We start from the raw sequence: 19,323 nt of genomic DNA, 5'->3' as shown, positions 1-19,323 counted from the left end.
CTTTCCCGATCAGGACACCATCATCGACGCTTGCTGCGACGCCTGGAACGCGCTCGTCGCCGAAACCGGCCGCATCATATCCCTCTGCTTCCCGCCTTGGCTCCAGAAGGTCATTTCATAGGAGAGTCGGTATCACACGCTGCCGACGCCTCGTACGCCATTACGAGCAGTACCTCCGCACCTCCGTTGCCTTCATCCGCATCGCAATGATCCGGCTGATGCTCCGGCGGCTCGGTCGGAAATAATCTTTCAGGACAGACTCTTATGACTGCCGAGCTTGTCGAGAACGGCGACATCTCCCGGCTTCCCTGCAGCACCGCCGCTATCCATTCAACAATCCGAGATCATGAATCCGTGCTCGCCGGACTATTTATCCTTGATTGCGAATGTCTCGAAGCGAGACCAGAGTCGCTCCGCTTCCTTTAGGCGGTCGGCTATTTCAGCTTTGCGGAGTGCGGCCACGACGTTGCTCAGAGCGTTGGCCGCGAACATCAGAGCCGCATAGGAATCGAACAACGAGGCCCCTTCGACCGGGCAGTGAATGCCGAAACTGGCCATCGCGGCTATCGGCGACGTTTCACTGTCGCCGAGCAGCAGAACCTGGGCCGAGCGCTCACTGAAGGTTTGCGCCACATAGAGAGATGAACGGGCATAGCGTCGGGGATCGACGACCAGCAGACTGTCGTCGGGGCCAACCTGCAGCAAGCGGTCCGCAAGCAGCGACTGCTCGGACGTCAGCATCACCACCCGGTCCAGACAAAGGTTGAGCTGGGCGTACAGGTAGAAGGCGACGGCATGCGCCTTCTTTTCCCCATAGACGTAGAGCGTCCCCTTCGACTGTACGAGAATCTCGGCCATGCCGATGATCCGGCTCGGTTGCATCCCGGCACTGGCCGCCTGAATGTTGCGCAGATCGCGCTCCAGGGTCTGGGCGACCAGGTCCGTCATGGACTCCGCGTTGGCCCCCTTCGACCCCAAGCGGCCGAGCGGTGAACTAAGGCGCTGTTCGATCTGTTCGCGGACTTCTCGCTGCACGTCGGCAAAGCTGTCGTAGCCCAGCTTCGTGAAAAACCGCGTCGCGGTCGCCGCGCTGACATCGCACTTCTGCGCAATCTGGGCGGCAGGCTCGTAGGCCAGACCGGCGTAGTTCATCGCGACGTAGCGGGCGAGAGTCTGCTCGCTTTCCGTCAGGTCGGTGCGGCGCAGGCCGATCCGTTCCAGCAGGTTCATTACTCGGTCTTCCCGGTGCGCATGTCGTGCAAATTTCATAAACGGATGCCTATGAAAAACACATTGCGACCACTCATGCAACGATGTAAGGTATCTTTCATAAAACCTCTTTAGCGAAATGCACAGCTCCACAAACTGTGCGTTGCCCACTCATAAGGGAGGACATCTTGCTTTCATTGCGGACCCTTACCCTCCTGTCCGCGTCGCTGGCGGTCGCGCTGGGAAGTGCGGCTCCATCACGTGCGCAAGAGAAGGAGCTGGTCGTCGTCGCGACGGGCGGCGCGTTCGAGCAGGCGCTGCGCAAGAATTTCTATGAGCCCTTCACGGAAAAGACCGGAATCCGCATCCGTCCGGTGGCCGCCAGCAACGCCGAAACCTGGACCAAGGTGAAGGCCATGCGCGAGGCGAACGCTATCGGCTGGGACATCGTCACGGCTTGGCCGGAGGATCTGGTGGCGCAGGCCGACAGCCTGGCCAAGCTTGACTGCTCCAGGCTCACGAACCTCTCCCAGGCGGTTGACGGTGCCTGCACCGAGCGCGGCCTGCTGCGCACCATGGGCGGCGTCAGCATCGTGTACGACGCCAAGCGGTTCGCTCAGGGCGGTCCACAGACCTGGGCCGATTTCTGGGACGTCAAGCGCTTCCCCGGACCGCGCGCGATGCCCAACGCCGGCGCGCCCTGGTGGCCGCTCATGGCGGCATTGATGGCCGACGGGGTGCCGCGGGACAAGCTCTTCCCGCTCGACCTCGACCGTGCGTTCAAGAAACTCGACGAGCTGCGCCCATCGATCGCCGTCTGGTGGCGCACCGGCGACCAGAGCATGCAGCTGCTCCGCTCCGGCGAGGTCGTCATGGCCATGATGTGGTCAGGCAGCGGTTTCGTCCTCAAGGACCAGGGGCTGCCCATCTCCGTCGTCTGGAACGACGCCGTGCCGAACATCGGATATTGGGCGCTACTCAAGGGTGGAGCGAACCAGGACAAGGCCTACGCCTTTCTCGACTATTACCTGACCCGCCCGGAAGCCCACCTCACCTTCGCGAACGCATTCAAATACGACACCTCGAACCGCAACATGCTGGCGCTTCTCAGCCCCGAGGACCGTGCAGCGCGTGGCTCGGCGCCGGAAAACATGGCGAAGATGGCCGTGATCGACCCGGCGTGGATCGCCGCCAACCGCGCCGCGGTCATCGAACGGTGGAATCGCTGGCTCAGCAAGTGACGCTCCCGATCGCCACCCGATCCTGAAACCACGGCGCCGGTGTTCGCGGCACAGTCGAGAAATTTCGACGTGCCGCGGGCGCACCGAAGCGGCGCATCATTCCTTGGACACAGCGACCATGGAAGCTTGCCACCCGAATGGGTCCGGCCTGACTCTGACCCAACTGGCGACGGCTCTGGCCGAGGGCCATCTGTCCTCCGAAGCCATCGTCTCCGGCTGTCTCGATCGCATTCACCGGGACGATCCGACGCTGAACGCCTTCGTTGTACTGGCCGACGACGCCCTGTCGCTGGCCCGTGAAAGCGATGCCCGCCGCCGCAGCGGGCTGGCGCGCGGTCCGCTCGACGGCATACCGCTGGCGGTCAAGGACCTGTTCGATGTGGCCGGCCTGCCGACGCGCGGCGGGTCGAACGCGCGGCCAGCGGCCCCGGTGTCCGCGTCCTCCTGGCCGGTGAAGCGGCTGCAGGATGCCGGGATGATCGTTCTCGGCAAGACCGCGACGGTCGAGCTGGGCTGCGGCGGCTGGGGCACCCAAAGTGCATCCCCGATTCCCCGCAATCCCTGGAACACCGGGGAACACTGCGTTCCCGGCGGGTCGAGCAGCGGGTCCGCAGTCGTGGTCGCCGCCGGGCTGGCGCCGCTTGCACTCGGTTCCGACACCGGAGGGTCGGTGCGCATTCCCGCGGGCTTCTGCGGCATCGTCGGCTTCAAGCCCTCTCCGGGGCTGGTGCCGCTCGATGGGGTGATCCCCTACAGCCCGACGCACGACGTCGTCGGGTTGCTCGGTCAGACCGTCGAGGACGTGCAGACCGTGTTCACAGCGCTGTTGCAAGGCGACGGGACGGCCGGCGGGGTGTCACAGAGATCCGGTGTTCCGGTGCGGATCGGCGATCTCGATGACGCCGAACTGGACACGGTGACGCCGGAGGTTCAGGCGCTCTACCGGGCGGCCCTGGCCAAGCTAGCAGATGCCGGACACCTTATCGGACGGTTCGGCAGTCCGGAGCGCCTTGAAACCTATTCGGTGCTTGCTGGCCACCTCGCGCTCCACGAAGCATACGCCGCCCACGGAGCGGCGATCGAGGCGACGCCGGAGCTGTTCGGGCCGGTCGTCCGCAACCGCATCCTGAGCGGCCGGGGCAAGCCGCCGCACGAGGCGATGATTGCGGAGCGGCGGCAGCACCAGCGGCGGTTCGACGCCGCGATGCGCGGGTTCGACCTTATCGCGCTTCCAACCTGCCCCGACGGCGCGATCCCCGTATCCGCGGTGGACGAGGACCACGTGCCGACAGTCTTCACCCGGTTCGCCAACTATCTCGACCTCCCGGCGCTGTCCATCCCGATCGGCTTCACCGCCCGCGGCATGCCGGTGGGCCTGCAGTTCGCCGCGCGGCGCCATGACGACACGATGCTGCTGTCGTTCGCGGCCAAGGCGGAGCGCGCCATCGACAGCCCGGTTCCAAGGCAGCGCGAGACGCTGTGCCGCGTCGCGGCGTGACGCACGTCGTCCCGAATATTCCCCATCGCCGCACCAAGAACCCCGCCCCGCCGCCATGCAGCGGTGGGTGTCTCCTGAGAGGAGAACTCCATGACCACAGCCCACTCCATGCACGAGGACTATTCCGGCTTGCAGCCCATTCGCGGCGGAACAGTGTCGATGGACAGCATCATCAAACACTACGGCAGCTTCACGGCGGTGGACGGCGTCAGCCTCTCCGTCGGCCGGGGTGAGTTTGTGGCGCTGCTCGGCCCCAGCGGGTCGGGCAAGACGACGCTGCTGATGATGATCGCCGGCTTCGAACATCCGGACAGCGGCGCCGTGTGCATCGACGGCGTCGACGTGTCACATATGCCGGCGCACCGCCGCGACGTCGGCATGGTGTTCCAGAAATATGCGCTGTTCCCGCACATGACCATTCTCGACAATGTGGCGTTCCCGCTGCGCATGCGCGGCGTTTCCGCCGGGGAGCGCAGGCTCAAGGCGCTGGACGCGCTGCGCGTCGTCGGGCTGGAGGGTATGGAGAAGCGGCTGCCGGCACAGCTCTCCGGTGGCCAGCAGCAGCGCGTGGCCCTGGCCCGCGCCATCGTCTACCGGCCCCCGGTGCTGCTGATGGATGAGCCGCTGGGGGCGCTCGACAAGAAGCTGCGCGAGCGCATGCAGATCGAGATCAAGCACCTTCAGGAATCGCTGGGCGCCACGGTGATCTACGTCACCCACGACCAGGAGGAGGCGCTGACCATGGCCGACCGCATCGCGGTCATGAATCGCGGCCGGCTGGAGCAGGTCGGCACCCCGGCGGAGCTGTACGAGCGGCCGGCGAACCCCTTCGTCGCCAGCTTCGTCGGCGAGACCAACCTGCTGGACGGCGAGCTTGTGGCCACCGCCGGAAAGGAGTGGACGGTGCGGCTTGCCGGCGGGGCGGTGGTGCGGGGCACGCCGGCCGCCGCCGCTGTCCGTCACGGCACGGCGGCGGGGGCACGGGTGCGTCTGACGGTCCGTCCGGAGCGCATTGCTCTGGCACCCGCGGCCGCCGGCGGGATGGGCGCCACAGTGACTGACGTGATCTACGCCGGCCCGACGCTGATCTACCTGCTTCGCTCCGACGGCCTGCCCGAAATCACCATGCGCGTCCCGGTGCAGAGCGACGCGATGAAGCCCGCGCGCGGCGAGGCCGTGTCCCTGACCTGGGACCCCGCCAACGCGCTGGTCTATTGAGGGGCACCGCCATGACCGCATCACTCAAACGGCTTGCGGCCACGCTGTGGCAAACCGACGGACGGAGATTTCCGGCACCGCTCTCCCTGCTGCTGGTCGGCCCGCTGGTGATCGGCCTGTGCGTGGCCTTCCTCCTGCCGGTCGGCCGCCTGCTTGCGGTGAGCGTCTGGAACCCGGACTTCACCCTCGCCGAGTTCGTCCACATCGCCGAGTCCCCGCTCTACCTGCGCATCCTCGGCCGGACCCTCCTGCTGGGTACCATGGTCACCGCCCTGACGTTGGTGCTGGCCTATCCGGTGGCCTTCCTGATGGCCCGGCTGAGCGGCTGGCGGCTCGCCGTCGCGACCGCCTGCGTCCTGGTGCCGCTGTGGACCAGCGTGCTGGTGCGCAGCTATGCCTGGATCATCATCCTGCAACGCAATGGCCTGCTCAACTCCGTGCTGATGGGCCTGGGGCTGACCGATGCGCCGCTGCCGCTGCTCTACAACGAGCTGTCGGTCGCCATCGCCATGACCCACGTGCTGCTGCCCTACATGATCCTGCCGATCTGGGCGGCGCTGCGCACCATCCCGCGCGACCTGCCGCTGGCGGCGCAGAGCCTCGGCGCCAACGCCGTCCGCGTCTTCTTCCTGGTGGTGCTGCCGCTGAGCCTGCCGGGCGTCGCCTCGGGCGTGCTGATGGTCTTCATCCTGTCGCTGGGCTTCTATGTCACACCGGCGCTGGTCGGCGGACCGGAGACGCTGATGGTCGCCACGCTCATCGGCCAGCAGACCACGGAGCTGCTCAACTGGCCCTTCGCCGGAGCGCTCGCTGCCCTTCTGCTCGCCATCACACTGCTGCTCGTCACGGTGTTCAACCGCTTCCTCGGGCTCGACAAGAAGGCCGCGTCATGACCTCGCACGCGCATTCCGCGCCGGCGGCCAACGCGGCCGCCCGGCGCCAGAACCTCTCGAAACACCTCGGCGACGCGCTGCTCAAGGGCGTCTGCGCCCTGATCTTCCTGTTCCTGCTGCTGCCGACCCTCGTCGTCATTCCGACGTCGTTCAGCGACACCCAGTATCTGGCTTTCCCGCCGGCCCACTGGTCGCTGCGCTGGTACGTCGCGTATTTCCAGGACCCGGAATGGATCGGCGCCACGCTGTTCAGCCTGAAGGTCGCCGGATTGACCACCGTCGCGGCCATGACCTTCGGCACCTTGGGCGCGCTGGCGCTGGTGCGGGGCAGGGTGCCGTTGAAGGGCGCGGTGCGGGCCGTCGTGCTGGCGCCGATGATCGTGCCGCACATCGTGATCGCCGTCGCCATGTACATGGTCTACATGAAGTGGAACCTGCTGGGCTCGCTGACCGGCTTCGTGCTGGCCCACACGGTGGTCTGCCTGCCCTTCGTGGTCATCACCGTCTCGGCCGGCCTGCAGAAGATGGACCCCAGCCTGGAGATGGCGGCGGCCAGCCTGGGGGCGAACCGGCTGCGCGCCTTCCGGCATGTCACGCTGCCGCTGCTGGGACCGAGCTTCGCGACCGCTGCGGCCTTCGCCTTCATCACCTCGCTGGACGAGGCGGTGATCTCCTACTTCCTATCCAGCAGCACCGAAAAGACGCTGACGCGCAAGATGTTCGAGGACATCGACTTCGACCTGTCGCCGACCATCGCGGTGGTTTCCACGCTCATCATCGTCATGTCCGTGCTGTTGATGGGCACCATCGAGGGACTGCGGGCGCGGGCGGCACGCCGGGCCAAGGCATAAGGCACGCACCATGGAAAAGCTCATCGCTCCGTCTCTGCCGCAGCCCTGCGGCGGGGACGGAAACGGGGAACCGCGCCCGCTCTACGACGTGGTTCTGCGCAACGGCATGGTGGCCGACGGCAGCGGGCGACCGGTTTTCGCGGCGGATGTCGCCATCCTGGCGGACCGCATCGTCGCGGTCGGTCCGTTGCCCCAGGGCAGCGGCGCGCTGGAACTGGACGTCACCGGGCTGGTGGTGGCGCCCGGATTCATCGACGTCCACACCCACGACGACCGGCTGATCCTCATCCAGCCGGAGGCGGAACCGAAGGTCACGCAGGGCGTGACGACCGTGGTCACCGGCAATTGCGGCGTCAGCCTCGCTCCCGTGATCCTCGATGCCGCGGGCTCCGACGGCGCCGTGCCGGCCCCGCTGAACGTGCTGGGCAAGGCGACGGACGACTTCTTCGGCACCTTTTCCGCTTATCTGGCGGCGGTGGAGGGGGCGTCACCCGCGGTGAACGTGGTGCCGCTGGTCGGGCACATGGGGCTGCGCGCATCGGTCGGCGCCGACCCGGCGCGCGCGGCGTCGGACAGCGAGGTCGCCGCCATGCAGGCGATGCTGGACGAGGCGATGCGTGCGGGGGCCTTCGGCTTCTCCACCGGCCTCGCCTATCCCTTCAGCCGCAACGCGCCGATGGAAGAGGTGGTGGCGCTCGCCTCGGTGGCCGGCCGCTACGATGCGGTCTACACCACCCACATGCGCGACGAAGGGGAGGGGGTGCTGGCGTCGCTGGAGGAATCCTTCGCCACCGCGCGGGCGGCCGGCGTGCGGCTGGTCATCTCCCACCACAAGTGTCTCGGCGTGTCGGTCTGGGGGCGTAGCGTCCTGACGCTGGCGGCCATCGACGCGGCGGCTGAGATGTCGGACATCGCCCTCGACGCCTACCCATACACCGCAAGCTCCACCGTTCTGCTGCCGGAAAAGCTCAAGCGGTCCAGCGAGACCTGGGTGACCTGGTCCACCCCCTTTCCCGAGGCGACCGGCCGGCGGGTCGAGGATATCGCCGCCGACTGGGGCTGCACGCCGGAGGAAGCGGCGGGACGCCTGGCGCCGGCCGGTGCGATCTACGTCAACATGGACGAAGGGGATGTCCGCCGCATCCTGAAGCACCGGCTCTGCATGATCGGGTCGGACGGTTTGCCGCACGATCAGCACCCGCACCCGCGGCTCTGGGGCACGTTCCCGCGCGTGCTCGGCCATTATTGCCGCGAGACCGGCCTGTTCACCCTGGAAGAGGCGGTGCACCGGATGACCGGGCTGCCGGCGCGACAGTTCGGCATTCCCGACCGCGGAGTAGTCCGCGCCGGAGCCTACGCCGACCTCTGCGTCTTCGACCCGGCCACGGTGAGCGACCGCGCCGACTTCCGCAGCCCCACCGAGCCGGCGGACGGCATCGTCCACGTCTTCGTCAACGGCCAGCCCGTGCTGCGGGACGGCGGCATCGTCGGCGCGCGTCCCGGGCGGGTCATCCGCAATCCCCACACCAGTGCGGCCTGACCCGCGCAGGAGGCGTTCATGAACACAGGTCCGGGCACGCGCGCCAGAGGCATCGCGGCCAAGCTGCTGCTCCTCTTCGGTGCCTTTACGGCGGTGTCGCTCGCCGTGGCCGGCGTCAATCTGCGGGGTCTGGAGGCGATCGGCCGCAGCGGGGAGGCCACCGTCCAGGGGTATGAAGTGATCGGCCGGCTGCAGCAGATCCTCCAGAACGTCTCCGAGCAGGACATGGCCGTCAGCCTCTATCTGGCGTCCACCAATCCGGAGGTTCTGGCGCCGTTCAGGGACACGCTCAGGCGACGGTTCGACACCCTTGTCGGCGAGACGCAGGCGCTCCGGCCGGCTGACCTGTCTCACCGCGCCCGCCTTGAGGCGACCGTCGAGGCGGTCAACCTGTGGCGTGAGGCGGTGCAGGGCGACATGCGGATCATGACCGCCACCGACGCGTCGCGCACCGCGATCGAACGCATCCGCCACGCGGTCAGCGAAACCATCGAGGCGGAGCGCGCGAGCCTTGCCGCGCAGTCGCGGGCTGCGTCGGAACGGTTCGCCGAGCAGCGCCTGATCATGGCCATCGGAGCGGCGGCGTCGGTGATCGGAGCGGTCATCCTCTATGCGTTCGTGGCGCGGCTGGTGTCCCGTCCAATGCTGCGCATCGCGCAAGTCATGCAGCAGCTGTCGGCCGGCGATACGAGGATCACGGTGCCGCATGCTTCGCGCTCCGACGAGATCGGCACCATGGCGCGGTCCGTCCAGGTGTTCCGCGACGCGCTGCTGGAGCGTGGGCGGCTGGAGACCGAAGCGGCGGCACAGGCCGATCGGGCCGCGGCCGAGCAGCAACGTCTGATGGCCGGTATCTCGAACCGCCTGGAAAGCAGCGTGCACAGCGTGGTCGCGGCGCTCAACGAGCGTGCCGGCCAGCTCCAGCAACGCTTCGGCATCGTCTTCGAGGCCGCCGAGTGCTCGAGCCGCGAGGCGGCCAATGTCGCCTGCTTGGCCGACGAGGCGTCGGTGCGCGTGGATGCCGTGGCCGGCGGTGCCGAGGAACTGTCGGCATCCATCGCCGAAGTGTCCAGCCAGGTCAGCCGCGCCGCCGATGTCGCCCGCGAGGCCACCGCCAAGGCCCATCACACCAACGCGATGGTCGCCGGCCTGGAGGAGGCGGCGGAGCGCATCGGGCGCATCGTCACGCTGATCAGCGAGATCGCCCACCGAACCAACCTGCTTGCTCTGAACGCCACCATCGAAGCGGCACGGGCCGGCGAGATGGGCCGCGGCTTCGCGGTCGTCGCTTCGGAGGTTAAGAGCCTGGCCTCGCAGACGGGCAGGGCGACCGACGAGATCAAGGAGCAAGTCGGCGCCATGCAAAGAGCCACCGGCGGGGCGGTGACCGCCATCCGCGAGATCGCCGATACGATCTCCGCCATGCAGGAGATCTCCGCCACCATCGCCACGGCGGTCGAACAGCAGGGCGCCGCCACATCCGACATCGCCCGCAACGTCCAGGGAGTGGCGTCGGGCACACGGAAGGTGTCGCACCACATCACCGACGTCAGCGTGGCGGCCGAAACCTCGTCGAAGATGGTCCGCGAAGTGCAGGCGGTCGCCGGCGAATTCGTCACCGAAGCCGAAAACCTGCACGGAGCGGTGGCCCGGTTCCTGGCGCAGCTGCGCGCCGCGTGAGCGGGGGGGCCGCACTCCACCTGCCGCGCTACAATTGAGAGACGCACGCATGCACATCATCGTTCTCGGAGCCGGCGTCGCCGGCCTGACCACCGCCTATTGCCTTGCCCGGGACGGCCATGAAGTCACGGTCGTCGACCGGGAGCACGGTTCGGCGCGCGGTGCCAGCTACGCCAACGGCGGTCAGCTCAGCTACAGCTACGTCGCACCGCTGGCCGGCCCCGGCGCCTTGCGGGATTTGCCGCTCTGGCTGCTCGACCGCAATTCGCCGCTGCGTTTCCATCCGCGTCTCGATCCGCATCAATGGCGCTGGTGCCTGCAGTTCCTGGCGGCGTGCACCGGCCGGCAGAGTCGCCGCGCAACTGAGCGGCTGCTGGCCCTCTCCTTGTACAGCCGCGCTCTGCTGGAAGAGTTCGTAGCGCGAACCGAACTGGACTTCTCGCACTCCCGCACGGGCAAGCTGGTAGTCTACTCCAGCGAGAAGAGTTTCCAGGGCGCCGTGGCGCAAATGCGCTACCAGGAACGCTTCGGCTGCGTTCAGCACGCCGTGGAGGCGGCAGAGTGCCTGACGATCGAGCCGTCCCTGTCCCGCATTCGCGACCGCTTGGTCGGCGGGATTTTCACGCCCAGCGAGCAGGCCGCCGATTGCCATCGGTTCTGCGTCGGGCTTGAAGCGCTGCTCCGTGCAGAGCCCTACAATGTCAAATTCGCCTATGGCCTCGCCGCCAGCCGGTTCGTCTGCGACCGGGAGCGGGTGTTGGCGCTCGAAACCGACCAGGGCGCGATCGAGGCCTACGCCTATGTCCTTGCTTTCGGAACGGGAAGCCGGGCGCTGGCCGGCACGGCGGGGATCGATCTGCCGATCTACCCGCTGAAGGGATACAGCATTTCGGTGGCGGTGCGCGCAGCGGCGGCGTCTCCCGCCGTCAGCGTCACGGATTATGCCCGGAAGATCGTCTACGCTCCGTTGGGCAATCGGCTGCGTGTCGCGGGTATGGCCGACATCGTCGGGTACGGGCGGGACATGGACGAACAGCGGCTGGCGCTGCTGATCCGGGAGGCGAGGGCTGCTTTCCCTGACGTTTCCGATTATCGACAGGTCGAGCCATGGTGCGGCTTGCGGCCGGCGACGCCGACCAGCATGCCGATCCTCGGACCGACGAAATTGTCCAATCTGCTCTTGAATGTCGGGCACGGCGCCCTCGGCTTTACCTTGGCGATGGGGTCGGCGCGGGTCGTCGGCGATCTGGTGGCCGGCCGTCGCCCGGCCATTTCGCTCCAGGGGTTCACCTTGCCCAGTCTCGCTGCAACCAGCGCCGAACTGGTTCCCGCCTCTTAGCGAGTGCCTGGGCGGATATCCGGGCGGATCGGGCAATTGAACCGACCAATCTGCCAATTTTGCTCAACGGCGGCCATTCGGCCATTTCCGGAGGTTCCAGTGTTCATCAGCGATGCAGACGTTCGTAGCGTCCTGACCTTTCCCGATGCCATTGCTGCCATGGCAGACGCTTTCCGTGATCATGGACGCGGTGGCGGCGCCATGCAGGAGCGCGTTCGGGTACAAGGCGGCGGTGTATCGCTCAGCATGATGGGTGCCATCCTCACCGACGCTGGCGTTACGGGCGCCAAGATCTATCCGACAGTGGGCGGCAAGTTCAATTTCATCCTTCCTCTGTTTTCCAACACGGATGGGCGGCTGATCGCCGTCATGGAAGGCAACGCGCTGACTGAATTCCGCACTGCGGCGGTCACGGTGGTGGCTGCCAATGCCTTGGCCCGGCCCGATGCCGAGGTGCTGGCCGTGTTCGGCACGGGCATCCAGGCCCGTGCGCATCTGGAAGCCTTTCTGACCACCCGGACATTCGGCCTCGTGCACATTGTCGGTCGCGAGGGGGCTGTCGATTGCGCCACATGGGTTCGCGACAGCTTCGGTGTCGATGCGGCGGCGGTCGAGGCGGATGAGGCAGTGCGTGAGGCCGACATCATCGTCACGGCCACCCGTGCCAAGACCCCACTTTTTTCCGGAAATTTAGTGAAGCGTGGTGCCTTCGTGGCGGCAATCGGATCAAGCAAGCCCGACACCCGGGAAATCGATGCGATCCTGCTCGAGCGCGCGGGGCGCATTGTCGTGGAGTGGAAGCCGCAGGCGCGCCGCGAGGCGGGCGATCTGGTGCTTGCCGGCGACGCGGTGGACTGGGAGCGTGTGGAGGAACTGGGCGCCGTAGTCGCCGATCCCAATGCGTGGAGAGGTGATCACGAGCAGATCATCGTCTACAAGTCGGTTGGCGTAGGAATTGAAGATGTGGCGCTCGCCAACCTCGTTGCTTGTCGGCTCTGTATCCGCACATAAGATTAGAGAATTGCCACTGAGATCTTGTTCGTAGCGGGGGCATTCCAATTATAAGCTGTTTGAACGCTACCTTAACAAGAGCGGAACTGTTGCAGCGGTCGGACGTACTGGTATGCAGATAGCCGTCAACAATACTATCACCTTCATGGTCGGTTGACGAGCTGAGGGTCTGAACAACCTGCGTTCTGATTGGTTTGGGCGTTTGCAAAGTCGCGCCCGGACTGGAGGCCCTACTCCCGCGCTACCGGGCCGCGCCGCCCGCCGCCATGCCGCCGGGAACGCCGTTCGATCCGGGTATCCGCTCGCTGCTGGCCTACCTGCATCACAGCCATCATGTCGGCTTCGAGCGGCTGTCACGCCTGCTGAAGGAGGTGTTCGGGCTGACCATCTCCGAAGGCGCCATCGCCAATGCCTTCCGCCGCATGGGCGCGGCGTTCGACACCGCCTGCGCGGCGATCAAGGCCAAGCTCCTGACGGCCCCCGTCATCGCCTCGGACGAGACGACGACACGGGTCAACGGCACTTTCGTCGTCGCTTGACGGCTCAGCTGCCGCCACCCGGGTGGGCAATCACATCTCCGCTCCATCTGGAGCTTAGCAGAGGTGTCCACTGATACGGAGGAGGGCCAGGTTCGAAATCTGTCGCGTAAAGGAGAGGCAAGTGCCTGAAGCGGCAAGCTCGCCATCAATCAGAAATGTGGGAGCCTGCAGCTGAAATGCTCCACTTGGTCATACCGGTTTCCGATGGTTTGGCGTCACTGAACTTACGATTGGTCATTACGTCAGAGACGGCGACAAGGTCATTGCCTGCGCTGGACTCATTCTGGAATGAAATGGAAAAATTCCAACACGCTAATCAATGATTTTGTGCTTTTACAGCCGTCATCGCTCGGGACAGAACTCGCGCCTTGGGTGTATAAAAACACTCATAAAATATACAGCCTGCCATTGTTGTTTCCAAGATTTTACTGAACTAATTTATGGTTCCAAAACAGCCTCCAGAGACCATTCCATGGTTCCAGCGTCGCGTTTTATGGTTCCTTCCAGACGATTCTCATAAGCCCAAGAGCCGCAGCCTGCCTTCGTCTCAGCCGAAGGCAGGCTGCGCCAAAGCCACATTGTGACCATCCGTCGCATCGATCAAGCTTGTTCCAGAGAACGAGGCCGACTGGACGGGAGGACGGAGCATGGCCCTGCTGGATCGCGACAACACCGGACCCGGCGACGGCAAAGGTCCTATGGCCGGGGTGGACCGCCGGCTGCTGCTGCTGGCGCTTGCCCTGGCGCTGCTGACCCTGCTGGCGCTGCTGGACCAATACCGGCCGACGCCGGGATCGGCGCCGCCGGTGGAGTGGCGGCTGCCCACTGTGGAGCTGCCGCGGACGGTGCCGATGGCGCAGGCGCCAAGCCCGCGCCGGGACGAGCTGCTGGGCGCGGACTGAGCGGATCAGCCGACCGGCAGGCTGTCGCTTCCCTCGCCCAGCGGGCGTTCCATCATCACGCCGTCCAGCCAGCGGCCGAACTTGAAGCCCACCGCAGGCAGGATGCCGACATGCCGGAAGCCGCAGGCGCCGTGCAGGCCGATGGAGCCGTGGTTGGCGCTGTCGCCGATCGCCGCGATCATCCGGCGGTAGCCCGCCGCCTCGCACATCTCCAGCAGCGGGATCATCAGCGCCCGGCCGATGCCGCGCCGGCCCATTCCGTCGGCGACATAGACCGAGTTCTCCAGCGTGAAGCGGTAGGCGCTGCGCGTGCGGTACGGCCCGGCATAGGCGTAGCCGGCCAACCGCCCCTCGCACTCCGCCACCAGATAGGGCAGGCCGCGGGCCAGGATGTCGGCGCGGCGGCGGGCCATCTCCGCCTCGTCCGGCGGGACCTCTTCGAAGGAGGCGGTGCCGTGCAGCACATGGTTGGCGTAGAGGGCGGTGATGGCGGGAATGTCGGCGTCGGCGGACGCCCGCACCGTGATGGCAGGGCCGATGAGCGAAGACATGAGAATCAACTCCGGTCAGGACGGTCGGCGGGAAGAAGAAGGGCGCAGACGGTCGCCAACCCGCCGCCGACGCCGAGAAGCGCGAAACCCCAGCCCCAGCCGGAACCACCGGTGCCGCCGGCATGGTCAAGCACCAGCCCGACCGCCAGCGGTGCCGCACCGCCGGCGCCGAAGCCGAGGATGGAGCGCACGGCGAGCGCCGCCCCCAGGCTGCCCGGCTCGACCGATTCCGTCATCGCCGTGGACAGCACCGGCGAATCGCCGAGCGCGGAAAAGCCGTAGAGCGCCGCCACCGCCAGCACCAGCACCAGCGGCATCCCGTCCATCCAGCCGATGGTGAAGGAGCAGGCCGCGCCCAGCAGTCCCATCGCCACCAGCACCGCCCGGCGGCCCAGCCGGTCGGACGCGCGCCCCATCAGCAGCGAGGACAAGAAGCCCGAGATGTGGATGGCCCCGGCGATCCACAGCCCGCGCACGCCCGCTCCACCGGACCCTGCAAGGCTGGCGGTGAGGAAGGCCGGAAGCCAGGCCCACATACCCAGCAGTTCCCAGCAATGGGTGGTGTAACCCACGGTCAGCAGGAGGGAGCGGCGGTCGGCCAGGAAGCGGAAGGCGCCGCGCAGCCGCCGCGCTCCCCCGCCGGCCACCAGATTGGCCCGGCCGCGCAGTCCCGGCGTGCCGAGCAGCGCCGCCAGCAGCGGCCCCAGCCCGCAGGCGATGAAGGCGGTCTCGTAGTCGAACCGCTCCGACAGGCCGGCGGCGAGCGCGATGGAGCCGAAATAGCCGAGCGACCCCGCCGCCAGCAGCCAGCCCACCGCCGCCCCGCGCCGCGCTGCAGGCACGCCCTGCGCCACCAGCATGATGGACGGGGCGTAGGTGCCGCCCTGGGTCAGCCCGACCAGCGCGAACAGCAGCAGCCCGCTTTCCGCGGAACGGGCGAAGAAGGCGAAGGCGATGCCGGTCAGCGCTGTCGCCCAACTGGCCCACAGGAAGACGCGCTTGGCGCCCAGACTGTCGGCGAACCAGGAGGACCCGACCAGCGACAGGGCATAGCCGACGTTGAAGGCGGTCTGGATCGACCCGGCTTCCCCTGCCGACATGCCCCAGGCCTGCATCGCCGGCCCGAGCGCGCCGGCATAGACCATGAAGGACAGCGAGGTGGCGAAGCGGCTGGCGCACAGCAGCACGAGCCAGATCGGTCGAGGAGCGGGGCTGGGGGCGGCGGTGGGGATGGCGGCGGTCGTCATGACCACACCGTCGCGGAGGGCGGATAAAAAGGCAAATTTATTGATTTGATCGGAATCATAAGGAAGACTAGGGGTATGCGCGGCCTGAACCTCGACCAGCTCATCACCTTCGCCACCGTTGTCGAGCATGGCGGCTTCACCGAGGCGGCCGGCCGGCTCGGCCTGACCCAGCCGGCGGTCAGCATGCAGATCCGCAATCTGGAGGAGCGCTTCGGCGTGCGGCTGGTGGAGCGGGTGGGCAAGCGGGCCTTGCCGACGGCGGCCGGGCGCGACCTGCTGCCCTTCATCCGCCGGCTGCGCGAGGAGATGGAGGCGGCGGCGGTCGCCATGGGCCGCCACCGCGCCGGGCAGGTCGGGCGCGTGCGCATCGGCACCGGCGCCACCGCCTGCATCTACCGGCTGCCGCCGATCCTGACCGCGTTGCGCAGCGCCCATCCGGGGCTGGAGATCATCGTCGTCACCGGAAATACGCCCGACATCCTGGACGCGGTGGAGGGCGGTTCGCTCGATCTGGCGCTGGTCACGCTGCCGGCCGGCCGTCCCGGCCTGTCCATCGAACCGGTCTGTGCCGAAGAGCTGGTCTGTGTCGGCCCCGGTGGCGACCCTTGCGACGGCGCCCGGTCTCCGGCGCCGGGAGTCACCCCGGCGGCGCTGGCCGACCAGACGCTGATCCTGTACGAGCGCGGCGGGACCATGCGCGCGGTGATCGACGGCTGGTTCATGGCCGGCGGCATCCAGCCGCGCCCGGCGATGGAACTGGGCAATGTTGAGGCGATCAAGAACCTCGTCGCCGCCGGGCTGGGCCGGTCGATCCTGCCGTCGGTCACCGTCGGGAGTCCGCAGGATTGCGACCGCTTCGCAGTTCAGCCGCTGATGCCACCATTGATCCGCAAGTTAGGGTTGGTATTGCGGCGTGATAAAGTGCTTGATACGGGCGTGCGGGCAATGGTGAAGGCGATTACCGATATGCGGTAACAGCATCGGTTAAATTTCACACACTGAACATCTTCCGGAATATTGCTTTTGGATGGTTTACAGAGGCTTTAGGCAACGCGCACTCTCGCCAACTGAGACTTTCGTTTTTCTTGGGCGGCTATGACCAAGCAGCAGTCTGTCCCGAAAGAGTCCGCCGGCAACCGAATGGAAGGCGGGCGGGGCCGGGATGCCCAACCGGACGCCGGATTGGCTTCCGGACCGGCCTCCGGACCCGACGCGAAACTGCTGGCGCGGCTGAAGGAGCTGGAGCGCGAGAATGCGCGGCTGCAGACGGCGCTGTCCACCGCCTGCACCGGCTGCGACGACCTGCTGACGGTCACCGCGCTGAACCAGGATCTGCGCACCGCGTGCAACGCGCTGGAACGCAGCCGCGCCGCCCATGCCGACAGCGAAAGGCGGTTGCGCGCCATCCTGGACAGCGCCACCGGCCATGCCATCCTGACCCTGTCGCCGGCCGGCCGGGTGACCAGCTGGAATCCCGGCGCCGTCCGCATCCTGGGCTGGACGGAGGAGGAGGCGCGGGGGCAGCCGGTCGACATCCTGTTTCCGCCGGAGGAGGTCGCCGCGGGCGTGCCCGACGCGCTGCGGGTGCGTGCGCTGGCCGAGGACCGCATCCAGGAGGAGCGCACCTTCCGCCATCGGGACGGATCCGCCGTGTGGGGGTCACTGACCATCCTGCCGCTCCAGGGCGACGAGGAGGGCTTTCTGTGGATCCTGCATGACCGCTCCGACCAGCGGCGGATGGAGGAGGCCATCGCCGACGCGCGCCGGCGCGCCACCGACATTCTGGACAGCATCGACGAGGCGCTGGTGGCGCTGGATTGCGACTATCGCGTCATCTACCAGAACCGCCGCGCCGAACAGCTCGACCGCCAGTCGCTGTCGATGATGCGCGGTCGCCAACTGTGGGAGGTGTGGCCGCAGTTCGCCGGGTCGGATCTGGAGGCGCTGTGCCGCAAGACGATGACGGAGCGCCAGCCGACCAGCATCGAGAAGCGCTTCGACGGCGAAGACACCACCATGTGGCTTGAAATCCGCTTTCTGCCGACGGCGGAAGGGGTGGGCTGCTTCTTCCGCGACATCACCATGCGCAAGCGGGCGGAGGAGGAGGCCCGCGCCTCGCACGAGCGGGCGGTGACGATCCTGGAGAGCATCAGCGACGCCTTCTATGCCGTCGACCACGACTGGCGCTTCACCTACATCAATCGCAAGGCGGAACAGCTCTGGGGCCGGTCGCGCGACACGATGCTGGGCCGCCGCCTGTGGGAAGTCTTCCCCAAGGCATTGGGCAGCGATTCACTGGAGGCGCAGAAACAGGCGGCGCGCGAAGGGCGGGAGATGACCGTGGAGGTGCTGTCCCCCGTGCTGAACTGCTGGGTGGAGGTCAACATCTATCCCAGCGCGGACGGCCTCTCCGTCTATTTCCGGGACATCACCGCCCGCCGGCAGGCGCAGCAGGCGCTGATGCAGGCGAAGGAGACGGCGGAGGCGGCCGACCTTGCCAAGGGCAAGTTCCTGGCCGCCGCCAGCCACGACCTGCGCCAGCCGCTGCAGGCGCTGCTGCTGTTCGTCGACGTGCTGAAGCCGCATGTCCAGGGCAGCCAGGGCGCCAATGCGCTGATGCATCTGGGACGCGGACTGGACGCGCTGAAGGAACTGCTGGACAGCCTGCTCGACATGTCGCGGCTGGATGCCGGCGTGGTCCAGCCGAACATCGAGAATGTGCCGGTCGCGCCGCTGTTCGACCACATCGCCGCGTCGTACCGGCCGGTGGCGGCGGCGAAGGGGCTGGAACTGCACGTCTCCTCCTGCAACGCCGCCGCCCGCACCGACCGCACGCTGCTGACCCGCATGGTGCGCAATCTGGTGGAGAACGCCCTGCGCTATACCGAAAGCGGGCGGATCGACATCGAATGCCGGCGGGCCGGCGGGCGGCTGCTGATCGAGGTGCGCGACACCGGCATCGGCATCCCACCCGACCATCTGGAGCGCATCTGGGAGGAGTTCCACCAGGTCGGCAACCCGGAGCGCGACCGCAATCGCGGCCTGGGTCTGGGGCTTGCCATCGTGCGGCGGCTGTCGCAGCTGCTGAACCATCCGGTGGACGTCCAGTCCAAGCCGGGGCAGTGGACCAGCTTCGTCATCGCCCTGCCGCTCGGCCGGACCGTCGAGGCGCCGGCGACCGCGGCGGAGGCGGCGACGGCCGGGCGGGGCCGCTTCGCCGTGGTGGTCGACGACGACGCCATCGTGCTGCTGGGGCTGGAGACGATCTTCCGCGAATGGGGGTACGAGGTTCTGGTCGCCGGCTCCGAGCAGAAGGCGGTGGAGGGGCTGAGCCGCAAGGGCCGGCGCCCGGACCTGATCGTCGCCGACTACCGACTGCGCGAAGGGCAGTATGGGACCGACGCGGTCGCCCACATCCGCGCGCTGTACGACGCCCCCGGCAAGCCCCCTTCCCCCGGCCCGATCCCCGGCCTGATCCTGACCGGCGAGACCGGCCCCGACTGCGAACGCGACGCCGCCGCCCATGGGCTGGGCATCATCCACAAGCCGGTGACCCCGCGCCAGCTGAGCCACGCGCTGGGCGAGCTGCTCGGGGGTACGTGAC

The 19,323-nt window shown here is 67.3% G+C and carries 15 protein-coding genes and 1 pseudogene; 13 read left to right on the top strand and 3 right to left on the bottom strand.

Annotation, left to right across the window (positions count from 1 at the left end):
* Positions 1 to 366 precede the first annotated feature (366 nt).
* Complete coding sequence (locus FZ029_RS19425; RefSeq protein ID WP_188051984.1) at positions 367 to 1,230, bottom strand: MurR/RpiR family transcriptional regulator; 864 nt, start codon at positions 1,228 to 1,230, stop codon at positions 367 to 369.
* A 167-nt stretch (positions 1,231 to 1,397) separates the two neighbouring features.
* Here FZ029_RS19425 and FZ029_RS19420 point away from each other — a divergent pair, with 167 nt between their 5' ends.
* The 11 genes and pseudogenes from FZ029_RS19420 to FZ029_RS19370 all read left to right on the top strand — a co-directional run bounded on the left by FZ029_RS19420 (position 1,398) and on the right by FZ029_RS19370 (position 13,921).
* Complete coding sequence (locus FZ029_RS19420; protein WP_188051983.1) at positions 1,398 to 2,450, top strand: ABC transporter substrate-binding protein; 1,053 nt, start codon at positions 1,398 to 1,400, stop codon at positions 2,448 to 2,450.
* 118 nt (positions 2,451 to 2,568) lie between these two features.
* Positions 2,569 to 3,948: an amidase gene (locus tag FZ029_RS19415; protein WP_149271107.1), complete on the top strand. Its 1,380-nt coding sequence runs from the start codon at positions 2,569 to 2,571 to the stop codon at positions 3,946 to 3,948.
* 90 nt (positions 3,949 to 4,038) lie between these two features.
* Complete coding sequence (locus FZ029_RS19410; protein ID WP_247892396.1) at positions 4,039 to 5,166, top strand: ABC transporter ATP-binding protein; 1,128 nt, start codon at positions 4,039 to 4,041, stop codon at positions 5,164 to 5,166.
* A gap of 11 nt (positions 5,167 to 5,177) precedes the next feature.
* Positions 5,178 to 6,059 carry an ABC transporter permease gene (locus FZ029_RS19405; RefSeq protein ID WP_149271105.1) on the top strand — a complete coding sequence of 294 codons (882 nt, stop codon included), beginning with the start codon at positions 5,178 to 5,180 and terminating at the stop codon, positions 6,057 to 6,059.
* The gene (locus tag FZ029_RS19400) at positions 6,056 to 6,910 is read left to right on the top strand and encodes an ABC transporter permease (RefSeq protein WP_149271103.1); all 855 of its coding nucleotides are present in this window, start codon (positions 6,056 to 6,058) and stop codon (positions 6,908 to 6,910) included. Before FZ029_RS19405 ends, FZ029_RS19400 begins: the two co-directional genes overlap by 4 nt.
* Positions 6,911 to 6,920: 10 nt before the next feature.
* Positions 6,921 to 8,450, top strand: a complete 1,530-nt coding sequence (locus tag FZ029_RS19395; RefSeq protein ID WP_149271102.1) for a D-aminoacylase — start codon at positions 6,921 to 6,923, stop codon at positions 8,448 to 8,450.
* 18 nt (positions 8,451 to 8,468) lie between these two features.
* The gene (locus FZ029_RS19390) at positions 8,469 to 10,130 is read left to right on the top strand and encodes a methyl-accepting chemotaxis protein (protein ID WP_149271100.1); all 1,662 of its coding nucleotides are present in this window, start codon (positions 8,469 to 8,471) and stop codon (positions 10,128 to 10,130) included.
* Positions 10,131 to 10,179: 49 nt separating this feature from the next.
* Positions 10,180 to 11,469 carry a D-amino acid dehydrogenase gene (locus tag FZ029_RS19385; RefSeq protein WP_149271098.1) on the top strand — a complete coding sequence of 430 codons (1,290 nt, stop codon included), beginning with the start codon at positions 10,180 to 10,182 and terminating at the stop codon, positions 11,467 to 11,469.
* A 99-nt stretch (positions 11,470 to 11,568) separates the two neighbouring features.
* A complete protein-coding gene (locus tag FZ029_RS19380; protein WP_149271096.1) occupies positions 11,569 to 12,480 on the top strand; it encodes an ornithine cyclodeaminase family protein in 912 nt (303 codons plus the stop codon).
* A 239-nt stretch (positions 12,481 to 12,719) separates the two neighbouring features.
* Positions 12,720 to 13,001 (top strand): annotated as a pseudogene (locus tag FZ029_RS19375) (transposase); the annotation flags it as partial.
* 665 nt (positions 13,002 to 13,666) lie between these two features.
* On the top strand, positions 13,667 to 13,921 hold the full coding sequence (locus FZ029_RS19370) for a hypothetical protein (protein WP_149271094.1): 255 nt from the start codon (positions 13,667 to 13,669) through the stop codon (positions 13,919 to 13,921).
* A 5-nt stretch (positions 13,922 to 13,926) separates the two neighbouring features.
* On the opposite strand, the gene FZ029_RS19365 is transcribed toward FZ029_RS19370, so the two are convergent.
* On the bottom strand, positions 13,927 to 14,472 hold the full coding sequence (locus FZ029_RS19365) for a GNAT family N-acetyltransferase (protein ID WP_149271092.1): 546 nt from the start codon (positions 14,470 to 14,472) through the stop codon (positions 13,927 to 13,929).
* A gap of 5 nt (positions 14,473 to 14,477) precedes the next feature.
* Positions 14,478 to 15,719 carry an MFS transporter gene (locus FZ029_RS19360; RefSeq protein ID WP_149271090.1) on the bottom strand — a complete coding sequence of 414 codons (1,242 nt, stop codon included), beginning with the start codon at positions 15,717 to 15,719 and terminating at the stop codon, positions 14,478 to 14,480.
* A 75-nt stretch (positions 15,720 to 15,794) separates the two neighbouring features.
* Between FZ029_RS19360 and FZ029_RS19355 the strand changes: the two genes are divergently transcribed.
* A complete protein-coding gene (locus FZ029_RS19355) occupies positions 15,795 to 16,694 on the top strand; it encodes a LysR family transcriptional regulator (protein ID WP_149271088.1) in 900 nt (299 codons plus the stop codon).
* Positions 16,695 to 16,901: 207 nt separating this feature from the next.
* Positions 16,902 to 19,322: a PAS domain-containing protein gene (locus tag FZ029_RS19350; RefSeq protein ID WP_247892395.1), complete on the top strand. Its 2,421-nt coding sequence runs from the start codon at positions 16,902 to 16,904 to the stop codon at positions 19,320 to 19,322.
* The last annotated feature ends 1 nt before the right edge of the window (position 19,323 follow it).

Source organism: Azospirillum sp. Sh1 (assembly GCF_008365135.1).
GTDB lineage: Bacteria > Pseudomonadota > Alphaproteobacteria > Azospirillales > Azospirillaceae > Azospirillum > Azospirillum oryzae.
The sequence above is the reverse complement of the archived record's forward strand: the minus strand, read 5'-3'. Positions and strand labels throughout refer to the sequence as shown.

Excerpts from the sequence above, each read along its gene's own strand:
- FZ029_RS19395 (WP_149271102.1), top strand. The coding sequence starts at position 6,921 with ATGGAAAAGCTCATCGCTCCGTCTCTGCCGCAGCCCTGCGGCGGGGAC.
- FZ029_RS19385 (WP_149271098.1), top strand. The coding sequence starts at position 10,180 with ATGCACATCATCGTTCTCGGAGCCGGCGTCGCCGGCCTGACCACCGCC.
- FZ029_RS19425 (WP_188051984.1), bottom strand. The coding sequence starts at position 1,230 with ATGAACCTGCTGGAACGGATCGGCCTGCGCCGCACCGACCTGACGGAA.
- FZ029_RS19405 (WP_149271105.1), top strand. The coding sequence starts at position 5,178 with ATGACCGCATCACTCAAACGGCTTGCGGCCACGCTGTGGCAAACCGAC.
- FZ029_RS19370 (WP_149271094.1), top strand. The coding sequence starts at position 13,667 with ATGGCCCTGCTGGATCGCGACAACACCGGACCCGGCGACGGCAAAGGT.
- FZ029_RS19400 (WP_149271103.1), top strand. The coding sequence starts at position 6,056 with ATGACCTCGCACGCGCATTCCGCGCCGGCGGCCAACGCGGCCGCCCGG.
- FZ029_RS19355 (WP_149271088.1), top strand. The coding sequence starts at position 15,795 with ATGCGCGGCCTGAACCTCGACCAGCTCATCACCTTCGCCACCGTTGTC.
- FZ029_RS19360 (WP_149271090.1), bottom strand. The coding sequence starts at position 15,719 with ATGACGACCGCCGCCATCCCCACCGCCGCCCCCAGCCCCGCTCCTCGA.
- FZ029_RS19365 (WP_149271092.1), bottom strand. The coding sequence starts at position 14,472 with ATGTCTTCGCTCATCGGCCCTGCCATCACGGTGCGGGCGTCCGCCGAC.
- FZ029_RS19410 (WP_247892396.1), top strand. The coding sequence starts at position 4,039 with ATGACCACAGCCCACTCCATGCACGAGGACTATTCCGGCTTGCAGCCC.
- FZ029_RS19415 (WP_149271107.1), top strand. The coding sequence starts at position 2,569 with ATGGAAGCTTGCCACCCGAATGGGTCCGGCCTGACTCTGACCCAACTG.
- FZ029_RS19390 (WP_149271100.1), top strand. The coding sequence starts at position 8,469 with ATGAACACAGGTCCGGGCACGCGCGCCAGAGGCATCGCGGCCAAGCTG.